Origin of the sequence: Parabacteroides sp. AF18-52, from assembly GCF_003479145.1 — a bacterium.
GTDB classification, from domain to species: domain Bacteria; phylum Bacteroidota; class Bacteroidia; order Bacteroidales; family Tannerellaceae; genus Parabacteroides; species Parabacteroides faecis.
This window is the reverse complement of record NZ_QUGR01000001.1, coordinates 237,101-258,789: the sequence shown is the minus strand read 5'-3', so window position 1 is coordinate 258,789 and position 21,689 is coordinate 237,101. Positions and strand designations below refer to the sequence as shown.

Here is a 21,689-nt window from a genome sequence, read left to right as displayed (position 1 = left end):
ACCGGTTCAACAATTCAATTCCTATTTCAATTTCTTACCATCCGAAAAAGCACTACCTACCTTTTTACCCACTTCCAGGTAATCGTTATTGAATGGGTCGAATATAATGGGAGACACTTTGGATACATCCACTTTACCGTTTTCGTCAAGAACGCGATCATCTACGCTTACGTTTATTATTTCACCTCGCAAAATACAGGTCTCTGGGTTATAGTCCTTCAATTTACATTCCAGCACTACAGACAATTCGTCAATCAACGGTGCATCCACAAACTCCGAACGGGTAGCATGAAAACCTGCACGGGCAAATTTATCCGGAACTCTATTACCGGAAACAATACCTACATAATCACAGGCAACCACCTGCCCGACTTCTGCCATACTCACGGTAAAAGCTTTACGCTTCAGGATATTTGCTGTTGTTTTATGTCCCTCACTGATACAAATACTAATTTCATGCATCTCGCTGATACCACCCCAGGCGGCATTCATAGCATTGGGAGTACCATCTTCATCATAAGCAGCGATAATAAACACCGGCTGCGGATAAGTAAAGGGCTTTGCCCCAAAATTCTTTCTCATAATAATTTATTTTTAGTCCATTTCTTAATATCTTCCTTTGTCGCACCATTCAAAAGTCGGCCTTTCTGCCATTTCAGATCAGGATAGGTTTCCTGCAGCTCTTTTTCTGCATTAGAAATACTGCTGCTACCCGATGTTGCAAACGGAATAATCGTCTTGCCTGCAAAATCATTGCTCTCAATAAAAGTATTGATGATTCTCGGAGCAGAATTCCACCAAATAGGGAAACCTATATAAATGGTATCGTAATCTGCAAAATTCTCTGATTTGTTATTCAATGCAGGACGTGATTTGGTATCTGACATCTCTACACTGCTACGCGAGGATTTGTCATGCCAATCCAGGTCAGCAGCGACATATTCTTTTTCAGGTTGTATTTCATAGAGCGTTCCACCTGTAACTTCTACAATCAACTTAGCAGCTTTCTCCGTTGTTCCTGTTGCCGAAAAATAAGCGACCAATGTCTTATCACTCTGCGTCTGTGCATTTATGGGGATACATAACATCATGATCACTACCATAATCATACCTTTAACTTTCATTGTTGTCATATGTCATTCTTATTTTATTGTTATGACACAAAATTACAGAATAGTATCCAATATAAAAGTATATAAATCACTGATTATCTAACCCAAATTACTGATCGTAAACCGCCAGCAACAAGCACATGACTGGTCTGTTACATCCGGGAAACAACTAACCATTTCTGTAACGATTCTTTCATCGATTGCGCTGGCAAAGCCAGCATGTTCGATAAAACCGACCGGTGCACAAGGGTGATAAGGCATTCCTTTATCTTTTCGGGCTGATTGTACCCTGCAAACATTCACCCGGTAGATCAGGGACTCACCCTCCCTGAAAAGATCCACAGAAGGATTTGCCAAAGCCGAAAACCGAATAGCTAACGCTTTCTCAAGTCCGTCGAGCCCCGGCTTTTCGGGAAGGTTCAGAAAGTTCTTAATTCTTAATGCCTCGGTACGGGTAAACCTCGTCCACGCTTGCTTATCATGCAACATAGCGTCATTCATTCCACATTCCGCTTCCACGGACTGAAACCACACTCCGTCAAGAGCATAAATATTCCTGGCATATATTCTTACCAAATCTTTCAATTCTTCTTTCGTCAATAGGTCAAGCTGATCTGTCATAATTTTTCAAACTAAAAATATGTTTCAATTAAATACTAATTCCGACACATCAAAAGTAGACAAAATTCAAATGAATATCATAAACAAGACGGGAAAACGGAACGAACAGCGAAGGCAGGAGATTATTTTGACCAATAAGCCGTTTGAAGTTTATCACATGACACTTCACGGAACAAGATTCTTAGTCCATTGCGGAAAGATTCGTTAATGAAAATAGCATCCGAAGGACAGTCTTTTTCACATTTACCGCACATGATACAATCCATTTCACCCGTTGGAAGTATAACTTTCTTATTTTCGTCTGTCGAAAAAACATTCAGCGGACAATTCTTTACACATTTGCCACAGGATATACAACTCGTTATATTCAATAAGACAATATTGCCAATCACTTTATTTAGACCATCCGTACGAAGATTCAACCCCTCAAAATCTGACGAAACAGCATATTTCTTTCTAAAGTTTGTCAACGGATGAGCTTTCTTTCTTATCCTCGCAGCAAACAATTTAGCCTTGAATAAGTCTTTATCATCCGGTCTGTTTTTATTATATCCATCCATGCCGACCCACGGACCGGTACGATCAAAACCGACACATGAAAATTCCCCTAAGAGAACACCCTCTTTTTCCTCAATCAAGGTTTTCAGCTTTTTATGATAACCTCCTAATATGGGCCTGCACCTAGTCGAAAAGATAAATACCTTTTGTCCTTTTATAGAGATATTTTTCATTAACGAAATGATCTCTTTATTATGCGATGCAAAATTAATCCCCGATCCGAAGCCTATCAGATCAAATGCGGATATATCGAACTGTGCAACCTCAATAGGGGTTAATACTGTTGCTTTCAGCTCTTCAGCCATTGCTTTCGCAACCTTCATCGTATTACCGAGATAAGTCGATGAAACTATGATAAGTGTTTTCATTATTTGATAGTTATTATTGTTTCCGGAGTTCCGGGAGGACCATGTACTCCCTTGTATTTAACAAATCGTCTGGTAGAACAATCGATATAATAGTCACTTCCAAAGAATTTTGCCAGCATACCTGTCAGGTGAATATTGATTCGTTGCTCCTGCGTTCCGTTATTATTTATGATCTCTTTTGCATCTGCCTGCATTTCATACAATTTTAGGTTGTCAGGACGGATGCACTCATATTTGAAATTTGATTTATCCTTCATGGAATAACCTAGATTGAAACCAATATTCTGATACCAGGGATAGCCTTTTGAAGTATATGTTTTCGAAAATGTTTTTGATTTGAAAGCTCCTGTCATCTTGTAAACACCATTTTCCAAGACAACTTTTATATCTGTATTTTCAGCAGGATTCGAGTATTCCCATGAAAGAGTTTTATAATTTAGAGTCATCACATAACTATGAATTTCATTTCCCTGAACTGTTTTCAGATAAATATGATTATCTTTTTTACTTTCAGTCCACCTGATAACCGATTTTTCGACACCACAAGAATAGTTATATTCTATCGTTTGGGAATAAGCCTGATAAGATAACAGGGCTAGTAATATGAATATTAATCTTTTCAATTCCACAATTTTATTTTTATCAATCATTGTCTGGCGACAAATATATCTTACCGAACGGTAACATACAAACTATACGATTGTATTATTATTTATTTTTCAGAAGCAGACAGGACGGACATTGCGATGTAATTTATGGAGGTTTGTGCGGTATGTTCGAAGATTTCAGTTAGGTGATTTCAGAAATGCCTGCAACAATATCTGTCCACGAAAATCTCTTTTCTTCATTACTCTTCCTCCATTTTATCCGGATTAATCAAAAAGATAAAGATAAACATTCATAACTTTCAAAATGTTCGATTTCTACCGATCAGGCTAACAGCCGTTTTCATTCAAACACATGTTCCAGAAGGATTGGCTAGATATACCTTTCAGAAGGCTGGAAGCTCTTTGGAGGCAGATCATTTTCGGTTGACAGATTGTAGAAGTTTTTACCTTATCTCTATCATCTATTCTAAAATCATTATGATGATTACATTATTCCCTACTAAAATGTACATTTTATCTCTTACTAGAATCCTTACGTCAGACCTTAACTTCCGCTGGAGCACAAAAAACAGTTCCTTACATCCTCTATATCCAAATAGAACCGGGAATTAAGGAGATAATTATCAGAATGACAATTTTCAATTTTGCGAATAACGATAATCGCTGGGTGCAACACCTGTTATTTTCTTGAATATAAGACTAAAATACTGCACATTCGGATAACCCAGTTGGCGAGCTATGATGGCAGGTGTGGCATCGGATTTCAGTAACATCCGTTTAGCAGCCTCCAACCGTTTGAATTCGAAATACTGTTCCAGCGTCTTGCCCGTTTCAAATTTCAGCAGGTCGTTGAAATAGGATGCAGAAAGATTGAGTCTCTTCGCAAGATAGTCGGATGCAGGCAGTTTACCGTTTTGCAATCTGCCGGAGCTTATATAGTCATCGAGCAACTGCTCCATTTTTTCCAGAATGGTCTTATTCTTATTCTCACGGGTGATAAACTGACGTTCGTAATAACGGGCACAATAGTCCAGCAACAATTCGATGTGCCGGGAAAGGATAGTGCTGCTATGCATATCGATCGAATGATGCAGTTCTTCTTCTATATTCCAGAGACAGCAAGTGACTTTTTCCGTTTCACGCTGTGACAGGTGCAATGCCTCTTCCTTGCGATAGTGGAAGAATGTGTAATTCTCTATGTGGTTCTTCAGTGTGGTCTGAAACAGCAAGTCCGGATGAAACACCAGCAGGTAGCCTTTGCCGGGCAGGGTTTTCTCCTCACTCATACGGAAAATTTCACCGGGGGTAAGAAATACCATTGTTGCATTGGAATAATCATAGTATTTCCGCCCGCAACATGAACATTCGTCAGGGCAATTCTCTATCAGCAAGATAGCATAAAACTCAAACTTGACGGTATCCTGTTCCAACGACGGGTTCTCCAGATTGATAAGACTTACCTGTGGGTGCAACGTCTTGCAGGCCAGGCAACAGTTACAATCATATACGGTCTTAAAATCCAATGTATTTTTCTTTTCCATATCCTACTTACAGATTATTCAGTGTACAGTATTCGTATCTCGTTACAAAAATACGGGATACTTCCGTCACTTTTACAACCCAAATTACGGATTGTATAACCTTGTTTACGGATTACATAAACTTACATATTACGTCTGCATCATAAATCTGTAATTGGGGTTATAATATCTGTAATTTATCTACCAATGCCAGGTATAAATCCACCTAACTTTGCAACATCCAAAGAAGAGAATAAAAGAACAATTCTTGAATGGTAATTTGAAATAGTAGATGTTTGTATATAAATAAAATTGAAAAAACAATGTTAGGAAATTTCAGTTATTCCAATCCCACGAAACTGTATTTCGGAGATGATGCTCAGAAAAACCTGAGCGAGGAATTAAAGCATTACGGTACAAAAGTACTTCTGACGTATGGTAGCGGCTCCATCAAGACAAACGGCATTTACGACGAGGTAATATCCGCATTACGTACAGCAGGAAAAGAGGTTATAGAATTGTCCGGCGTCATGCCGAATCCCACGACGGAAAAACTGTATAAGGGGGCGAAAATAGCATGGGAGAATGATGTAGATTTGATCCTGGCCGTCGGAGGCGGATCGACGATCGACTATGCCAAGGCAATAAGTGTTTCAGCATGGTATGATGGTGATCCGTGGGAAAAATTCTATCTCAAACAGGAAGATCCCGACAGTAGTCAGCGTATCATTCCAGTGGGTTCCGTATTAACGATGGTAGGTACCGGTTCGGAAATGAACGGCGGTTCGGTCATCACCAACCATGAAACGAAACTCAAAATCGGCAAGGTATTCGGGGAAAGCGTCATACCGAAATTCTCCATACTCAATCCGCGCTATACGTTCTCCGTACCGCAACGGCAAATGGTGGCCGGATTCTTCGATATCATGAGCCACATCATGGAGCAGTATTTTTCCGGTGAAGACGATAACACTTCCGACTATCTGGCGGAAGGTCTGATGCGCTCGCTCATACACAGCAGCAGGATAGCGGTGAAGAATCCGCAAGACTATGAGGCACGTTCCAACATTATGTGGACCTCCACATGGGCTTTGAACACGCTTATCGGCAAAGGCAAGAGCCAGGACTGGATGGTGCATATGATAGGTCAGGCTATCGGGGCACATACCGATGCCACCCACGGCATGACTTTATCGGGTGTTTCCATAGCTTATTATCGCCATATCCTTCGATACGGATTGAATAAATTCGTTCGCTTTGCAACGGCGGTATGGGATATACCGGCAGCTGGCAAAACGGATGAACAGCTTGCACAGGAAGGTGTAAATGCCCTGCTGGACTGGATGAAAGAAATCGGTGTGGCTACGGAGATCACATCGCTAGGTGTCACCGAAGAAATGCTGGAAAGCATTGCCGATGCTACATTCATTATGAGCGGCGGTTTCAAGGTGCTTACGCGGGAGGATATTCTTTCTGTCTTGCATGAAAGCTTATAACGGTTAGAAATTATAAATAACATAAGAATATGGCAAGGAAAGTTTTGATTTTATCATCCAGCCCGCGTCGCGGAGGGAACTCCGATATGCTTTGTGATGAATTTATGCGTGGTGCAGTGGATAGTAACAATGAGGTGGAGAAAGTTTTTCTCCGGGATAAGACGATACATCCTTGCTTGGGGTGTAGTGTATGCAGCCAATACCAAAAACCGTGTCCGCAAAAAGACGATGCTGCCGAAATCATCGACAAAATGCTACGGGCAGATATTATTGTTATGGCTACTCCTGTTTATTTCTATGCGATGAGTGCACAGATGAAAATGCTGATAGACCGTTGCTGCGGACCTTATACGGAAATGAGAAACAAGGAGTTTTATTTCATAGCTACCGCAGCAGAGGATGATCCAGAAATAATGGAACGTATCGTAACTAACTTCAAGGGTTTCCTAGATTGTCTGGAAAATCCGACAATAAAAGGTTCTGTTTTCTGCGGAGGTGTATGGCATGTCGGAGAGATTAAGGGTAATCCTGCTCTGCAAGAGGCGTATGAGATGGGGAGAAGTATAGAGTGAAAACGATCGTAGGCAGTGCTCCTACAAACAGTTATATCCGGCACCATTCGGGAGGAAGATTGGATGATCTATGGCTCCGACTGCGTGGTGCTTTTGTTATTAGAACTTTCCTTTTATCAATACTGTTTTATAAAAACCAGTATTGATTTAAACACCAATTAAACAAATGAGAAAGTTAGTTTTAGCAACAATAGCAGGAATATCCGTTTTTTTATTTGCCTCCTGTGGTAATAAAAAGACAGAGAATAAAGTCAATTATCAAATAGAGAATGCCAAGGAATCAGTCGATGATGCTATGGATAAGGCATCTGACAAGATTAACGAAGGGACTGATAAAGTGAAAGATGCCTGGAAGGACACCAAAAAGAATGTCAAAGAAAACGCCCAAGAAGCGAAAGAGAATATCAAGGAAGGTTACGACAAAGCCAAAAAGGATATAAAAGAAAAACTGGATTGATTTCGTCGTTTATTTGTCTATATTGATTATTGTGTATATGTTTGCCACTAAATACATAATACTTATACGTCATGAAAAAGCTCATCTTAGCGGCAATTCTCTGTTTCTGCTTTTCTATCCAGCAACAACATGCTTGTACCTCTATCATTATCTCAGGGAAAGCGACACCCGACGGGCACCCTTTGATGTGGAAACATCGTGATACCGGTGCCCCTTACAATCATATTGCCTATATTGACGAAGGTGGTTATCGTTTCCTGGGACTGGTGAACAGCGATGATCCGGACGGGGCTGTATGGACCGGCAGTAACGAAACAGGTTTCTCCATTATGAATACGGCTTCCTACAATCTAAAAGACGATGACGTAAAAGAAATGGACCATGAAGGACTACTGATGCGCCAGGCACTGAAAGTATGCAAAACCATACAAGACTTTGAGCACCTGCTCGATACCCTTCCCCGCCCTCTACGTGTAGAAGCCAACTTTGGTGTGATCGATGCTTATGGAGGCGCTGCCTATTATGAAACAAACAATAAACACTTCTATAAAAAAGATGTCAACGATACCTCTCTGGCCCCGGAAGGATATTTGATCTATACGAACTTTTCTTTTGAAGGCCGTACTGATGAAGGACTGGGATACATCCGTTATGATAACGCCCGAAAGATATTCAAACAAATGGAAAAGGAAGGATTTACCCCGGAACGCATCTTCCGGGAAGCCTCCCGTTCATTTTACAACAGCCTGCTTGACATAGACCTGAGAAATCCGGAGCAAAGTCCGAACAATCATTCCGGATGGTTTGTGGAACAGGATTTCATTCCACGAGCTGAAAGTACGGCTTCTATCGTAATACAAGGAGTAAAACCGGGTATGTCGGCAGAACACACCATCATGTGGACCGCATTAGGATATCCTCCTGTTTCGGTAGCCCTGCCGCTGTGGGTAAAAATGGGAAAAGACCAGCCCTCCCTGGTACAATACGATGCAGCCTTAAAGATTGCTCCTCTCTGTTATTATGCCTCCCGCCTGAAAGACAAAGTCTATGCGATCCATCGTGGCAACGGACAAAAATATCTCCACTGGCAACTTCTCTGGAATAATGAAATGACCGGTTATATCCAGCAACTACAGCCGGTGGAAACACAGATATTCAAGTTATTCGAAACAGCTTCATCCAGCCATGACACACTGGATACGGAGAAAACAAAGGATATCTATAAGCAAGCTGAATCAATCATTTCTGCCGCCTATAGGCAACTCGGGGCTTATTAAAGAAGTGTTATTTAGTCTTACCATAACCCGTAGATTCTGAAACTTATCCTTTATTTTTGTCGGAAAGAAGAAAATAAAAGATGAAAACGAAACTACGTTTTAAGATTATTGCTGCACTGATCTGTTTGTCACTGGCTGCATTATTGTTTTCACAGGGATACTGGTTGAAGGGACTCTACGATTCAACCTGGGAACAAGTAAATGGAAATATACAGGATGCCATGCGTATGGCTGACTACAAGGAGCTATTCATCCGTATGGATTCACTGAGCGAGAATAAAGGATCCGGAACAATCACCTCCGAGATTAAACTTTCGAAGGACAGCACTGATGAAATTTCCCGAAACGGATTAATGGATACATTTTCCGTAAAAGCAGATAAGAACCCCTTCAAATATAACGAAGCGGCTGAATCGCTCAACGAATACCTAGACTTGCTGACCTCACTGGAAGGCCAGATACAAGAAGCCTTACACGTAAAACTCGATTCATTGATGCCTATCGACTATGCCTTATATGATAGCCTACTTGTCATGGAACTCAAACAGTACGATATTTCTGTCCCCTATAAACTGGAAGTAATTCAGATGAAGGACAGCCTGCCCGAAACTATTATGACATTCCGGTCTATCGAGACATTCGACAATAAAGGATTACAATTTAGCTATCCGATCAAAAGCGTAGAACCGGAACTATATTACCAACTAACATTAAAAGCCCCCTCCCAACTGGTCTTCAAACAAATGGCAGGCATCCTCACTTCATCTCTTCTGCTGGTCATCCTGATTCTGATCGCTTTCATCTACCTACTTTATACGATCCTCAGACAAAAGACGATCGAAGAGTTGAAAGCGGATTTTACCAACAATATGACACATGAACTAAAAACCCCGATATCCGTCGCCTATGCTGCGAACGATGTTTTACTCAACTACGACACCCATGTCAGCGAGAAACAGAAGAAATACCTGGGTATCGTCCGGGAACAACTCACGCAGTTAAGCGGCCTGGTCGAACAGATACTCACCCTCTCTGTGGAGAACCGCAATACCTTCCGGCTGAAACAGGAATCGATCCGCGTAGCTGACATGATCGCCCCGCTCATTGAACAACACAAGCTGAAAGCAGGAAAACAGGTCGATATCACAACAAATATACCAGAGAACATTGCAGTATTTGCCGACCGTACGCATTTCTATAATATATTGGGTAACCTGATCGACAATGCGGTAAAATATTCCGGCGATAAACCTGCAGAAATATCTGTCAGTGCGGAGATGCTGCCGAACGAGATCCGCGTATCTGTTACGGACAACGGTATCGGCATCAGCGATACGAATCTGCAACACATATTCGATAAGTTTTACCGGGTCCCCAGCGGCAACCTGCACAATGTAAAAGGTTTCGGACTAGGGCTATATTACGTAAAAGACATGATGTCGAAACATGGGGGATCAGTGACCGTTAAGAGTCAACCGGGAAAAGGCACGACATTCACCCTCCATTTCAAAAACTAAAAAAGATAAAACTATGGCAAAGATAAAAGTATTATTAGTAGAAGACGAACCGACACTGGCAATGATCATCAAGGATACGCTGGATGGTGAGGAGTTCGATATTGTACTGGCTGCCGACGGCGAAGAAGGGCTGGCGCTTTACAAAGAAATCAAACCGGATATTATCGTGACCGACATCATGATGCCTAAAATAGACGGCTTTACCCTGATACGGCATATCCGCAAAACAGACAGCCAGATACCTGTCCTCTTCCTCTCCGCCCGTTCTGCCGCCAACGATGTTGTCGAAGGTTTCGAGCTGGGCGGCAACGACTACCTGAAAAAGCCTTTCGGCATGGCAGAACTGATCGTCCGTATCAAAGCCCTGCTGAATAAGATCACAGTGCGCAAGGAAGAAAAAACAACCTTCAACCTCGGTCAATATACATTCGATGCAGTTACGCAAACATTATTATATTGCGGCGAGAAACAACTCCTGAGCAACCGCGAATCGGAAATACTTAAACGGCTTTGCGAAAACAAAGACCATGTATTGCCGATGAAAGACGTACTGCTCGACCTGTGGGGAGACGACTCTTTCTTCAATGCCCGCAGCCTGCACGTCTTCATTACCAAACTGCGACATAAACTATCGAAAGACGACTCGATAAAAATCCTGAATGTCCGTGGAATAGGCTATAAACTGATCATTGATTGAATCACCTTATAAACGATCCGTATGCAGACTAAACTATTTCTATCCATACTATTTGCCTATTTCAGCCTTTTTCTGACGGCTAATAACGACCGGTATGTCATAGAAGCACACATCGGCGGAGTGAAAGATGGCACGGTGTTCTTCCTCAAACAGTTCGACAACCAGCGCATCATCAACTCCATGCGGATCGAAAAAGGAAAATTCCAAATGAAAGGGACACTGGCCGACGTACCCCAACACTTATGGCTGTGCACAACGATAGACGACGAGTTCCATTACTGCGACCTGCTTATCGACAAAGACACATTATACGTGGAAGGCCATCTCTCCGACTTTCCTAACGGACTGCATTTCAAAGGAGCTGACACCCACATGGGATATGCCGTTTACCTGGAAGAGACGCACGACCTTAACCAAAGGATCGACAGCCTGAATGCCGTCTCGATGGCCCAACACGAACTAGGTGCTATCGGTAAAAAACGTTCTGACGGCAAAGAAAAAAAGAAGCCCGCCTTCCTCCAATCCCTGAGCAATCTGAATGCTCAACCAGTACGGGGAAGCCAGGAACTGGATGTAGATATCGAACTGCATGCCACCCAGCAGAAAAGAGATTCGATCCGAATTGCTTTCATCGGAGATAATATGGATAAATATGCGGGCCAGTTCCTTTTGACCCGTATCATGAAAAAACTGTCGCCCGATTCACTCAGACAGTTCTACCGCCTGATCCCGGTGGAGATGAAGAAAACAAAATTCGCCCGCCTAATCAGTAGCCAGATCAACCCTTATGCCGATAATTGCATCCGACAGGCAGACAACCTGCTCTCTTTTAGCGGTACCCCGATTAACATGTACAAATATACCGAAGAGGCTTACAGACTCTATGAACAGGGCGTACGGCTGGACCCGGAACGTACCGACGGATACATTGCACTGGCAACCATGTACGAACGGTTGCTTCCTTTGAAAGGGAACGGAGCATACGATATCTCTATCTCCTACCTCAATAAATTCATTGAAAGCGATGTAAGGGAAGAAGACCGGAATGAAGCCCGGAAACGGATGAAAGAGATTGAATTTCGAAAATGGTTATCAACCAACATCAATCCGGAGATGATCGAAGTGAAAGGAAGTACTTTTAAGATGGGCTCGACCTATAAAGAAGATAACAATCCGGTTCATGAGGTGAAAGTAAACAGTTTCTCCATCAGCAAATATGAAATAACCAATTTCCAGTTCGCCCAGTTTCTGAAAATATACGAAAGCGATGTAATCAAAGAAGGTTCTGACATCGGACAACCTTTATATTTTGAATGTAACTGGGGAATCCAAAACGGAAAACCGGTCCCCGGCTACGAAGCCAACCCTGCCATTTACATCACCTGGTACGGAGCTAATGCTTATTGCCAATGGGCAGGCGGACGTTTACCCACAGAGGAAGAATGGGAATATGCTGCTCGCGGCGGCATGTATGGCAAACGGGACCATTTATATAGTGGCGGTATGGAACTCGACAGCCTCGGATGGTATGCCGGAAACTCGGAAGGCAAACCGCACCCTGTCGGTATGAAGAAACCGAACGAACTGGGAATCCATGATATGAGCGGGAATGTATGGGAATGGTGTTCCGATACATTTGAAAAAGACGGCAAACTATATGCAGTCGTACGCGGCGGCACCTGGTTCAACGAACGGGCAACCTGCCGGCCTACCTGTCATTACTATATCTACCCGGGAAGTAAACACTTCAACAACGGATTCAGGTTGGTAAAAGATATCCCCCTAAATCCGTAAACCAGTCGAATGTACGCCGGCAATCAGCTAAGTTTTCGTAATGCCTGTGCCAACTGATCCGGGCAGGACGTTCCCCGTTCGCGGCAGTCGATACCTTCCAGGCGCTGTATAGCTTCGGGTACTGCCATACCGATCAATAATTTGCTCAGTCCCTGTGTATTACCCTGGCAACCGCCCACGATCTGTACGCCGGTAATAATGTTATCTTCAGCATCTACAATCATCATTTTTGAACATACTCCCCCAACCGGAGTATAAGCGACACGTTGTTTATTCATCTCCTTTTTACTCTTTTTATATTACGGGCGACAAAGGTAACAATAAACTGTGTTATTTAATATGAATAGCTCATAATCTCGAATTGTATTACTCTTCGCGAATATAATACTCAGACAGAATATCCCGCACTTTTTCCGGAGTAATTCTACCGTACACCTTACCTCCTATTGTAACTACAGGTGCCAGTCCACAGGCCCCCACACAACGCAGGCAATCTAAAGAGAATAATCCGTCTAACGTAGTCTCTCCTACTTTAATTTCAAGCTGACGCTGGAATTCATCCAGCACCTTTTCTGCTCCGCGCACATAGCAGGCGGTTCCCAAACAGACGGAGATCGGGTATTTTCCTTTCGGCGTCATGGTAAAGAAAGAATAGAAAGTAACTACACCATATACTCGGGATACCGGGATATGCAACTCGGACGCTACTATTTCCTGTACTTCTCGAGGAAGATAACCGAATATTTCCTGTGCTGCATGTAAAATGTTGATCAGTTCACCGGAGTCATTATCATGCTCTTTACATACGGCCTGCAACTCTTTTATCTTTGATTGGGGCAAATGTATCTTTTCCATGCTTATTCGTCTTTATCGGTTTCCAAAAACATATTGACTACTTCTTTACGGTCGAAGTAATGAGTATGCAATAACTTATGCGCCTTCGGTCCGCAAGGTTCACCCAGGTATTCTTTATATAATTGCTGAATATATGGGTTTTCATGACTCTTGCGAATCGGTTTGTTTTCGTCCTCATTGTAAAGAGCGGCAGCACGTTTACGCAGAACATCCATTCTACCTTGATGGAACGGCTGACCGCCACCTCCGATACAACCACCCGGACAGGCCATAACTTCGATAACGTGATAAGGTGATTTCCCACTTTTCACTTCTTCTACCAGTTTACGGGCATTCCCCAGACCGTGCGCGATACCGATTTTGACTGGGACACCGTCGAAGTTGATCGTTCCGCTACGGATACCTTCCAGTCCTCGTAGTTCCTTAAATTCAATTTTTTCCAGCGGCTTCCGGGTATATAACTCGTAGGCTGTACGGCAGGCTGCTTCTATAACACCTCCAGTCGTTCCGAATATAACGCCTGCACCGGTCGATTCACCTAGAGGATGGTCGAAATCACTGTCAGGAAGTTCATTGAAGTTGATATTGGCATAACGGATCAAACGAGCCAGTTCGCGGGTATAGATTGATATATCGACATCCGGATTACCTTCGACGGCAAACTCCGGACGGCTGGCTTCATATTTCTTGGCCAGACATGGCATAATGGATACTACAACTATATTTTTACGATCCACTCCCAGCTTTTCTGCAAAATAGCTTTTAGCTATAGCTCCAAACATCTGCTGCGGACTTTTTGCTGTCGACAGGTTGTCGCGTAATTCAGGAAAGTGTTGTTCTACAAAACTCACCCACCCCGGACAACAACTGGTCATCATCGGTATTTTCACCTCCTGATCTCCCGAAAGGTATTTGCCCAGTCTTTGAAGAAGCTCCGTACCTTCTTCCATGATGGTCAGATCGGCGGCAAAGTCGGTATCGAATACATAATCAAAACCTAACTGACGAAGGGCAGATACCATCTTTCCTGTAACCAATGTTCCCGGTTCACAGCCAAAATCACGTCCGAGTGCCGTACGCACTGCCGGAGCAGTTTGTGCGATCACAATCTTGGTCGGATCGGCCAATGCGTCCAGTACCGGCTGCTGGGTATTACGGCCACTAAGTGCATTCACCGGGCAGACTGAAACACACTGCCCGCAATAGGAACAGGTGCTACCGGCTATGTCCCGTTCAAAGGCTGTAGAAACAGCAGCGTTGAATCCACGATGAACAGCGGTCAAAGCACCTACCGTTTGTATGCTGTTACACATGGTTTCGCAACGACGGCACATGATACATTTGTTCATATTCCGCACAATGGAAGGAGAACGGTCGATCTCAAAAGTAGACTGTTCACCCTGATATCTTATTTCACGAATACCGAGGTCGTGAGCGATGGTCTGCAATTCGCAATATCCGTTACTGCTACAGGTAAGGCAACCGGCCGGATGATTGGACAGGATCAGTTCCATCACTGTTTTCCGTGCATTCATTACGCGGGGTGTATGGGTTCTGACCACCATTCCTTCCGTACATTCCATCTTACAGGACGGGGCCAGGTTGCGGCGTCCCTCGATCTCCACCACACAGATACGGCAAGCTCCGGGGTTGTTTTCGTAATTCAAATCTTCGAGTTTCATGTGGCAAAGTGTCGGGATACGGATTCCCATGCTCTTTGCTGCGTCGAGAATAGTTGTCCCTTTGAGAACTTCCACTTCTCTGTTATCTATTGTTAGTTTTATCTTTTCCATATTCTTCTCTGTCAACTGTCAATTATCCACTGTCAACTTATTTAGTGTACATAAATAGCATCGAACTTACATTTCTCTATACATGATCCGCAACGGATACAAATTTCCGAGTCGATCGTATGAGGTACTTTCCGGCTACCGGTGATAGCATGTACCGGACAGATGCGGGCACACATGGTACAACCTTTACATTTCTCCGGATTGATAAAGTACTGGGTCAGTTCGCGGCACTGGTGAGAAGGACAGCGTTGTTCGTCGACATGTGCCAGATATTCATCGTAAAAGTTATCCATGGTAGAAAGAACAGGGTTGGGTGACGTTTGTCCCAAACCGCATAAAGCAGTATCTTTTATTACCATAGCGAGGTTACGCAGTTTATCCAGATCTTCGATGTTCCCTCTACCCGAAGTTATCTTCTGCAGCATTTCATGCAAACGTTTATTTCCGATACGGCAAGGGGCACATTTGCCACACGACTCTTCTACCGTGAAATCGAGATAGAACTTGGCCATTGCTACCATGCAATCGTCTTCGTCCATCACGATCATTCCACCCGATCCCATCATGGAACCGGCTGCGATCAGATTGTCATAGTCGATCGGTAGATCCAGATGCTTCTCTGTCAGGCAGCCACCGGAAGGGCCACCGGTTTGTACAGCTTTGAATTTCTTTCCGTCTTTTATTCCTCCTCCGATACCGAATATTACTTCGCGCAGTGTCGTTCCCATCGGAACTTCAATCAGTCCGACGTTGTTCACTTTGCCGGCCAGGGCAAAAACTTTCGTGCCTTTGCTCTTTTCCGTACCTATGCTGCTGAACCATTTGGCTCCTTTCAGCAGGATAACGGGAATATTGGCGTAAGTCTCTACGTTGTTCACGTTCGTCGGACAACCTTTATAACCACTTTCACTGGGGAAAGGAGGTTTGACCGTGGCTTCCCCACGCAATCCTTCCATACTATGGATCAGTGCCGTCTCTTCTCCGCAGACGAAAGCACCGGCACCATAACGTATCTGAATATCAAAAGAAAAGTCTGTACCGAAAATGTTATCACCCAAGAATCCGTAATCCTTCGCCTGGTCTATAGCAATCTTCAGACGCTCTACTGCCAATGGATATTCGGCACGGATATAGACAAGTCCTTTGCTGGCACCGGTACAATATCCGTTGATTGCCATTGCTTCGACAATAGAGTGCGGATCGCCTTCCAGGATGGAGCGGTCCATGAACGCTCCCGGATCGCCTTCGTCGGCATTACAGACTACATATTTCTGTGGTGCCTGTACTTTACGGGTAATCTGCCATTTCAATCCGGTAGGGAAACCACCACCGCCTCTGCCTCGCAAACCACTATCCATAATCTCTTTGATCACTTCTTCAGGTGTCATTTCGGTCAGCGCTTTCCCCAGGGCGATGTAACCGTCACGAGCAATATATTCATCTATATTTTCAGGGTTGATGAAACCACAGTTACGTAAGGCTATACGTAACTGTTTTTTATAAAAATTGATATGTTTGGAGTCGAGTATCAGTTCGTTCGTTTCCGGGTTTACATAGAGTAAACGCTCTACTTTACGACCTTTTATCAGATGTTCATTGACGATATCATCCGCATCTTCGGGAGTAACCTGCACGTAAAAAGTATTATCCGGGATCAGTTTTACAACCGGACCTTTCTCACAAAAGCCGAAACAGCCTGTCCGGATCACCTGTACACTTTCCTGTAATCCGTTTTGCCTGACCGCCTCTTTCAGGTTTTGTAGTATAAGTTCGCTCTGTGATGCACGGCAGCCTGTACCGCCGCACACCAGGATATAGTTGCTATATTGTGCCATTATGTAAGAATTTGTATTGGTTTTTATTCTGGGCCAACCGAGTTATAGTTGACAGGTATAATGTCGTCTATCAGAATACCCTGTTTGATATAACTGGTTATGATCTCGTCTACTTTGGTTTTATTGACGCGACCAAATACGATCGGTTCTTTGCCGGGGACTGTGATCTCGACAGTAGGCTCCGCGTAGCAATATCCCATACAACCAGTTTGAGTCACTAGGGCATCTACACGTTCCCGATCGAGGGCTTCAATAAAATAGCTCATTACTTCTTTGGCTCCGGCAGCAATACCACAGGTTGCCATAGCGACCTTAATCTGAACCATTTGCTCGGGATTATTACTTTTCTCGCGTAAATCAAGAGAGGTACGTAAGGATTCACGCATCTTCCGCAGGTCATCTAACGTTTTTACTTTGTTCATCATCGTACACATTTAAGGCATTATTACCACATGGGTATGACACAAACATACGTATTTCTGTTTGATTTACGGGCGTGTTTTGTTCTAAAAAAACAAAAGATTTATTTGTCTTCAACAGCTCGCGTTTGAAGAACTTTGGAGTTTGGTGGGACACTATGAGTTAACCAAATATTACCCCCTATCACCGAACCTTTTCCGATCGTGATACGACCGAGAATAGATGCATTGGAGTAGATAGTAACATAATCTTCAATGATCGGATGACGGGGAACATCGATAGGTAGTCCTTCTTCATCCAACGTAAAGTTTTTGGCTCCTAAAGTGACTCCCTGATATAGACGGACGTGGTTACCGATAATAGCAGTTTGTCCCACAACAATACCCGTACCATGATCGATACTGAAATATTCTCCTATCTGTGCTCCCGGATGAATATCGATACCAGTCTCGGAATGGGCCATCTCAGTTATAATACGCGGCAGAACAGGTACACCCAGCTTTAATAACTCATGAGCTACCCGTTGATGAAGGATTGCATGTACGGCGGGATAACAGAAAATTATTTCACTAAGGCTCTTCGCCGCCGGATCTCCATCCAGTATAGCCTTTACATCTGTAGAAAGCAAATACTTTATATGAGGAATTTTATTTATAAAATCAATCGCTATCCGGGAAGCGCGATCTTTCGAGTCGCAACAACGATCCACTTCAAAACACAGTCCATTGTATATCTGTTCCTGTAACAGATCGTATATTTTCTCCAGATATACACCTGTATAATATTGGATTGAATCTACCTGTGCCTCTTGCTCCGATCCAAAGAATCCCGGAAAGATCACTTTCCGTAGCAATAACATCACCTCCCGAAGAGAATGCACGGAAGGTGATGGCTTCTGATGCAGCGGAATATATTTATACTCCGGCAGATCGGAAGCCGATAAACGTTCAACGTTTTTTTGTATCTGGTTTAAAATATCAGTTCTGTTCATCTTATTTCTGTTCTTGTGGTACATCCCACAAAGGATCATAAATCTTCAAATAAGAATAGTAATAATTGATCAGGAAAATGTATATAGTATCATCCAACAGGAATATCCTATAATCGACAGGTGGGTTATCCAGTTTTCTAGGGAAGCTGGACATTTTTGACCACTCTTTCGTTGCTAAACTAAAACGCCAGATAATGCCAGCATTATCTATATAGTATAAACAATCCTTGAACAAAATACCAGAACTAACATTTCCCATACCGGTCGGTGCATCAGCCAGCTCAGCCCAATCCTCCCAGTTACCAGAGGTATTAAGCCACAATCCCCGTTCATATGAATTATCTTTAGAGATACTTCCCAAACCAACAAATACACTATCTCCGGAAGTGATAGAAACTCCAGACTTTATAGGGACTGGAAAATTACCGCATCCAATCCATTCTTTATTGACCATATCATAACGATATATAGTGTCCTGCACTTCCATACTGCTTTTACTTTCAGGAACCGTTACAGCTCTTTCACCTCCAATCAAAATGATTGAATCTTTATAAACAAAGCTAGTAGGGAAAATACATTCCATTTTGCTATCCATTGAAGCAAATGAAGACCAAGAATTATTCTCGTAAGTATATAATTCTGTAAACCATTTTGAATTTGTCCTTCCCCCGACAGAATAAACATGATCATCCTGGGTACAGACAGAAGCTCCATACACATTTTCATTGTAAGAAGACAATGCTGCCCATTTGTTCACACTCGGACTATAACCGTATAGTTCTTTAATATATCCGGTACCAGAATATCCTCCCAGAATATATATCTGACTGTTTACACAGAAGGTAGAAAATTCAACACGCCCTGACCCGGGGAAAGTAGCCAAATCTTCTCCAAAGATGGAAGGGGTAGTAAATTTTTGAATCTCATTACTTGGAGCCGAACCGGATTCATTGGTCGCATAAGCTCTGACATAATATTCCTTTCCTCCTTTTATATTCTCAAGAGTAACGGTAAACTTATTATTTTCATCCAGATCAGTAGTCTTAAACTCCTTTTTCCCTTCATAGTTTTCCGGACCAGGAGTTTTGGTAGATGAAGAATAATAAACAGCTAATTCACTCACAGGCGTTTTTCCTTCACTTTGCAGTTCCCCACCAATCGTAACAACTCCGGCACTTATGACATAAGTGGAAGATTCATTGAGAAATATGGTCGGAAGGTCTCTCTTTGTCACCACTCTGATCGTATCATTACTATACCGTGTTCCGAAAGCGTTGGTTGCATAAGCAATCACATAGTAGTTTGTTGCAGCACTCAGATTTTTGATCGTAGCTTCGAAGAAATTATCAGCATCCAATGAGAGGGCCCTGACCGTATCGTCTTGTTCAATATTGGGCCTTCCTGGAGTTCTATTATCTGTCCCCCAACAAAAGCCGAACTCTTTCACTGCAGAATCTCCTTCACAAACCAGTTCCGCTCTTAAAATTGCATAATCATATCCTGCATCTTCCTTAAGACTGATACTTCCTAATTGAGGAAGACCATCTTTTGTTGTGAATTTCACTTTGCCATCAGAACTAAATGTTCCGAATTTATTCTTTGCATAGGCTTCCACGAAATATTCAGTATTAGGCTCCAATCCTTCAATTGTATATACTAAAACACTATCATCCCGAAGTTCTACACCCTTTTCCTTATTGAATGTTGTATCTTTTTCAGCATTAAATAAACGGAAACCATAATCTTCATATTCTCCCTCTCCTTTTTCAGCAATGATGCCTTTTACATTCACAGAAGTGGCATTAATAGCTTCATCTTCTATTGTCGTTGTCTTTACTCGACCAGTTCCACGATTTGTATTAACCTTAATTGTATCTCCATAACTGGTACCAACACCATTAATTGCATAAGGACATATCATGTAAGTTGCACCATCTATCAGTTGGTCCATAGTTAAACTATATGTTCCTTTGCCTTCTTTTTCCTTATCAGTTTCTTTTTGAATATTAGTACTGTTCTCCTCCCAATATTGGAATCCACGTTCAGTAACCGGAGAACCATTTTCTTTCTTTATAGTAGCTTTAGCAACAATCGTTGTTGCCGTCTTTGTAATATCATCTCCACTAAATTTTTCAAACTCCGGTTTCAATGCATTCTGTAATCCGGTATTCATATCCGGATCTTCCAAACAACCTGATAATAGTAAAGAAAATATAGTTAATAAGAAGTATAATTGTTTCATAATCTTATCAGTTAAAAGAATAAACCTAAACCTGCATTCAGATCCACATATTTAAAATTCAAGGTATTACATCCGGCACTAACAAATATTGAACCGAACTTTACCATAAAGTCTAAATCTGCGATCACACCTTCATACGAATGATCAATATTCTTTGCCCAATACGTATTTTTTATATTGATATCATCCCAACTGGTAGCATTATATTCACACAACAACTCCCGCTTCCCATATCCTAAACCGACAGAAGTATACAACCACGGCGTACATTTAACAACAAGACCGGCAGAAGCTGTTAAGCAGTTTACTTTTTTCTTATTGGTAAACTTTAAAGCTGTATTTTCCGGATAACTGATAAACTCATCTGTTCCTTTACATTTATCCGTATAATTATCAAATGACATATTCGTCCTGAACCGTGCATACCAACCGAACCTTTCACCTACGCCACCTACAGTTAAGCCGTAAGGAGCCTCGATAGAAAATGCATAACCAACAAAAAATTTCATGGGTTCTCTGGGCTTTTTCTCCTGGTGGGGGATATAAGTTATCGATTCCACCGGTCTACGAAGTTCTTCCAGGCGATTACTCCAACTTCTGGCACGTTCTTCGTTTGCCAAAGTACCTATTCCTTCTTTATAATAAAGAATCAGTTGCGATATGGCAGTCGAATCGCTATCTATTGTAGCTTTATCTCTCAGACAGTCGAAACACTTACTCATCAGGCTACGCATAGACGGACGCATCTTTTTATTGAGCTTCCAGATAGTAGTCAATTGCTCTATGCTGTATGAATCACACTGCATAACGCCTTCTTCATACCACATTGTCGCATTCCTGTAATCCTGGCGCTTCATTGCTTCATCGCCTTTCTTGTTATATTCTGTATATTGTTGTGCCATTATATAACCCGGCAATACAACAAATAAGATAAGTATCCAAAGTCTCTTCATAAA

21 protein-coding genes are annotated in these 21,689 nt (G+C 42.5%); 7 read left to right on the top strand and 14 right to left on the bottom strand.

Annotated elements, in window-relative coordinates:
* Window positions 1–21 precede the first annotated feature (21 nt).
* The 6 genes from DWX23_RS01060 to DWX23_RS01035 form a co-directional block, all read right to left on the bottom strand.
* Complete coding sequence (locus DWX23_RS01060) at window positions 22–582, bottom strand: flavin reductase family protein (protein WP_122373081.1); 561 nt, start codon at window positions 580–582, stop codon at window positions 22–24.
* On the bottom strand, window positions 579–1,124 hold the full coding sequence (locus DWX23_RS01055; RefSeq protein ID WP_122373468.1) for a flavodoxin: 546 nt from the start codon (window positions 1,122–1,124) through the stop codon (window positions 579–581). The genes DWX23_RS01060 and DWX23_RS01055 overlap by 4 nt, the downstream gene beginning before the upstream one ends.
* Before the next feature lie 87 nt (window positions 1,125–1,211).
* Window positions 1,212–1,733: a DUF6125 family protein gene (locus tag DWX23_RS01050; RefSeq protein ID WP_122373080.1), complete on the bottom strand. Its 522-nt coding sequence runs from the start codon at window positions 1,731–1,733 to the stop codon at window positions 1,212–1,214.
* Window positions 1,734–1,855: 122 nt separating this feature from the next.
* On the bottom strand, window positions 1,856–2,659 hold the full coding sequence (locus tag DWX23_RS01045; RefSeq protein WP_122373079.1) for a 4Fe-4S dicluster domain-containing protein: 804 nt from the start codon (window positions 2,657–2,659) through the stop codon (window positions 1,856–1,858).
* Window positions 2,659–3,282, bottom strand: coding sequence for a hypothetical protein (locus DWX23_RS01040; protein WP_147382507.1), 624 nt, complete (start codon window positions 3,280–3,282; stop codon window positions 2,659–2,661). The genes DWX23_RS01045 and DWX23_RS01040 overlap by 1 nt, the downstream gene beginning before the upstream one ends.
* Window positions 3,283–3,905: 623 nt before the next feature.
* Window positions 3,906–4,808, bottom strand: a complete 903-nt coding sequence (locus DWX23_RS01035) for an AraC family transcriptional regulator (protein WP_122373077.1) — start codon at window positions 4,806–4,808, stop codon at window positions 3,906–3,908.
* A gap of 302 nt (window positions 4,809–5,110) precedes the next feature.
* Between DWX23_RS01035 and DWX23_RS01030 the strand changes: the two genes are divergently transcribed.
* From DWX23_RS01030 to DWX23_RS01000, 7 genes are all read left to right on the top strand, one after another.
* Window positions 5,111–6,283, top strand: coding sequence for an iron-containing alcohol dehydrogenase (locus DWX23_RS01030; protein WP_122373076.1), 1,173 nt, complete (start codon window positions 5,111–5,113; stop codon window positions 6,281–6,283).
* 29 nt (window positions 6,284–6,312) lie between these two features.
* On the top strand, window positions 6,313–6,855 hold the full coding sequence (locus tag DWX23_RS01025; RefSeq protein WP_122373075.1) for a flavodoxin family protein: 543 nt from the start codon (window positions 6,313–6,315) through the stop codon (window positions 6,853–6,855).
* A gap of 166 nt (window positions 6,856–7,021) precedes the next feature.
* Window positions 7,022–7,312 (top strand): YtxH domain-containing protein, encoded by a 291-nt coding sequence (locus DWX23_RS01020; protein WP_122373074.1) that lies wholly within the window; start codon window positions 7,022–7,024, stop codon window positions 7,310–7,312.
* A gap of 71 nt (window positions 7,313–7,383) precedes the next feature.
* The gene (locus DWX23_RS01015; RefSeq protein ID WP_122373073.1) at window positions 7,384–8,589 is read left to right on the top strand and encodes a hypothetical protein; all 1,206 of its coding nucleotides are present in this window, start codon (window positions 7,384–7,386) and stop codon (window positions 8,587–8,589) included.
* An 80-nt stretch (window positions 8,590–8,669) separates the two neighbouring features.
* Complete coding sequence (locus DWX23_RS01010; RefSeq protein WP_122373072.1) at window positions 8,670–10,106, top strand: sensor histidine kinase KdpD; 1,437 nt, start codon at window positions 8,670–8,672, stop codon at window positions 10,104–10,106.
* Window positions 10,107–10,119: 13 nt separating this feature from the next.
* Window positions 10,120–10,803: a response regulator transcription factor gene (locus DWX23_RS01005; RefSeq protein ID WP_075557622.1), complete on the top strand. Its 684-nt coding sequence runs from the start codon at window positions 10,120–10,122 to the stop codon at window positions 10,801–10,803.
* 21 nt (window positions 10,804–10,824) lie between these two features.
* Window positions 10,825–12,597: an SUMF1/EgtB/PvdO family nonheme iron enzyme gene (locus tag DWX23_RS01000; RefSeq protein ID WP_122373071.1), complete on the top strand. Its 1,773-nt coding sequence runs from the start codon at window positions 10,825–10,827 to the stop codon at window positions 12,595–12,597.
* Between the two features lie 23 nt (window positions 12,598–12,620).
* Here the strand turns inward: DWX23_RS01000 and DWX23_RS00995 are convergent, their stop codons facing one another.
* The 8 genes from DWX23_RS00995 to DWX23_RS00960 all read right to left on the bottom strand — a co-directional run bounded on the left by DWX23_RS00995 (window position 12,621) and on the right by DWX23_RS00960 (window position 21,686).
* A complete protein-coding gene (locus DWX23_RS00995; protein ID WP_122352810.1) occupies window positions 12,621–12,875 on the bottom strand; it encodes a TIGR03905 family TSCPD domain-containing protein in 255 nt (84 codons plus the stop codon).
* A gap of 88 nt (window positions 12,876–12,963) precedes the next feature.
* The gene (locus tag DWX23_RS00990) at window positions 12,964–13,452 is read right to left on the bottom strand and encodes an NAD(P)H-dependent oxidoreductase subunit E (protein WP_122373070.1); all 489 of its coding nucleotides are present in this window, start codon (window positions 13,450–13,452) and stop codon (window positions 12,964–12,966) included.
* A gap of 2 nt (window positions 13,453–13,454) precedes the next feature.
* The gene (locus DWX23_RS00985) at window positions 13,455–15,245 is read right to left on the bottom strand and encodes an NADH-dependent [FeFe] hydrogenase, group A6 (RefSeq protein ID WP_122373069.1); all 1,791 of its coding nucleotides are present in this window, start codon (window positions 15,243–15,245) and stop codon (window positions 13,455–13,457) included.
* Between the two features lie 41 nt (window positions 15,246–15,286).
* Window positions 15,287–17,080, bottom strand: coding sequence for an NADH-ubiquinone oxidoreductase-F iron-sulfur binding region domain-containing protein (locus DWX23_RS00980; RefSeq protein WP_122373068.1), 1,794 nt, complete (start codon window positions 17,078–17,080; stop codon window positions 15,287–15,289).
* Between the two features lie 23 nt (window positions 17,081–17,103).
* Window positions 17,104–17,502 carry a ferredoxin gene (locus DWX23_RS00975; protein WP_122373467.1) on the bottom strand — a complete coding sequence of 133 codons (399 nt, stop codon included), beginning with the start codon at window positions 17,500–17,502 and terminating at the stop codon, window positions 17,104–17,106.
* Between the two features lie 101 nt (window positions 17,503–17,603).
* On the bottom strand, window positions 17,604–18,491 hold the full coding sequence (locus DWX23_RS00970) for a serine O-acetyltransferase (RefSeq protein ID WP_122352807.1): 888 nt from the start codon (window positions 18,489–18,491) through the stop codon (window positions 17,604–17,606).
* 1 nt (window position 18,492) lies between these two features.
* The gene (locus DWX23_RS00965) at window positions 18,493–20,733 is read right to left on the bottom strand and encodes a hypothetical protein (RefSeq protein ID WP_122373067.1); all 2,241 of its coding nucleotides are present in this window, start codon (window positions 20,731–20,733) and stop codon (window positions 18,493–18,495) included.
* Window positions 20,734–20,744: 11 nt separating this feature from the next.
* Window positions 20,745–21,686 (bottom strand): hypothetical protein, encoded by a 942-nt coding sequence (locus DWX23_RS00960; protein WP_122373066.1) that lies wholly within the window; start codon window positions 21,684–21,686, stop codon window positions 20,745–20,747.
* Window positions 21,687–21,689: the final 3 nt, after the last annotated feature.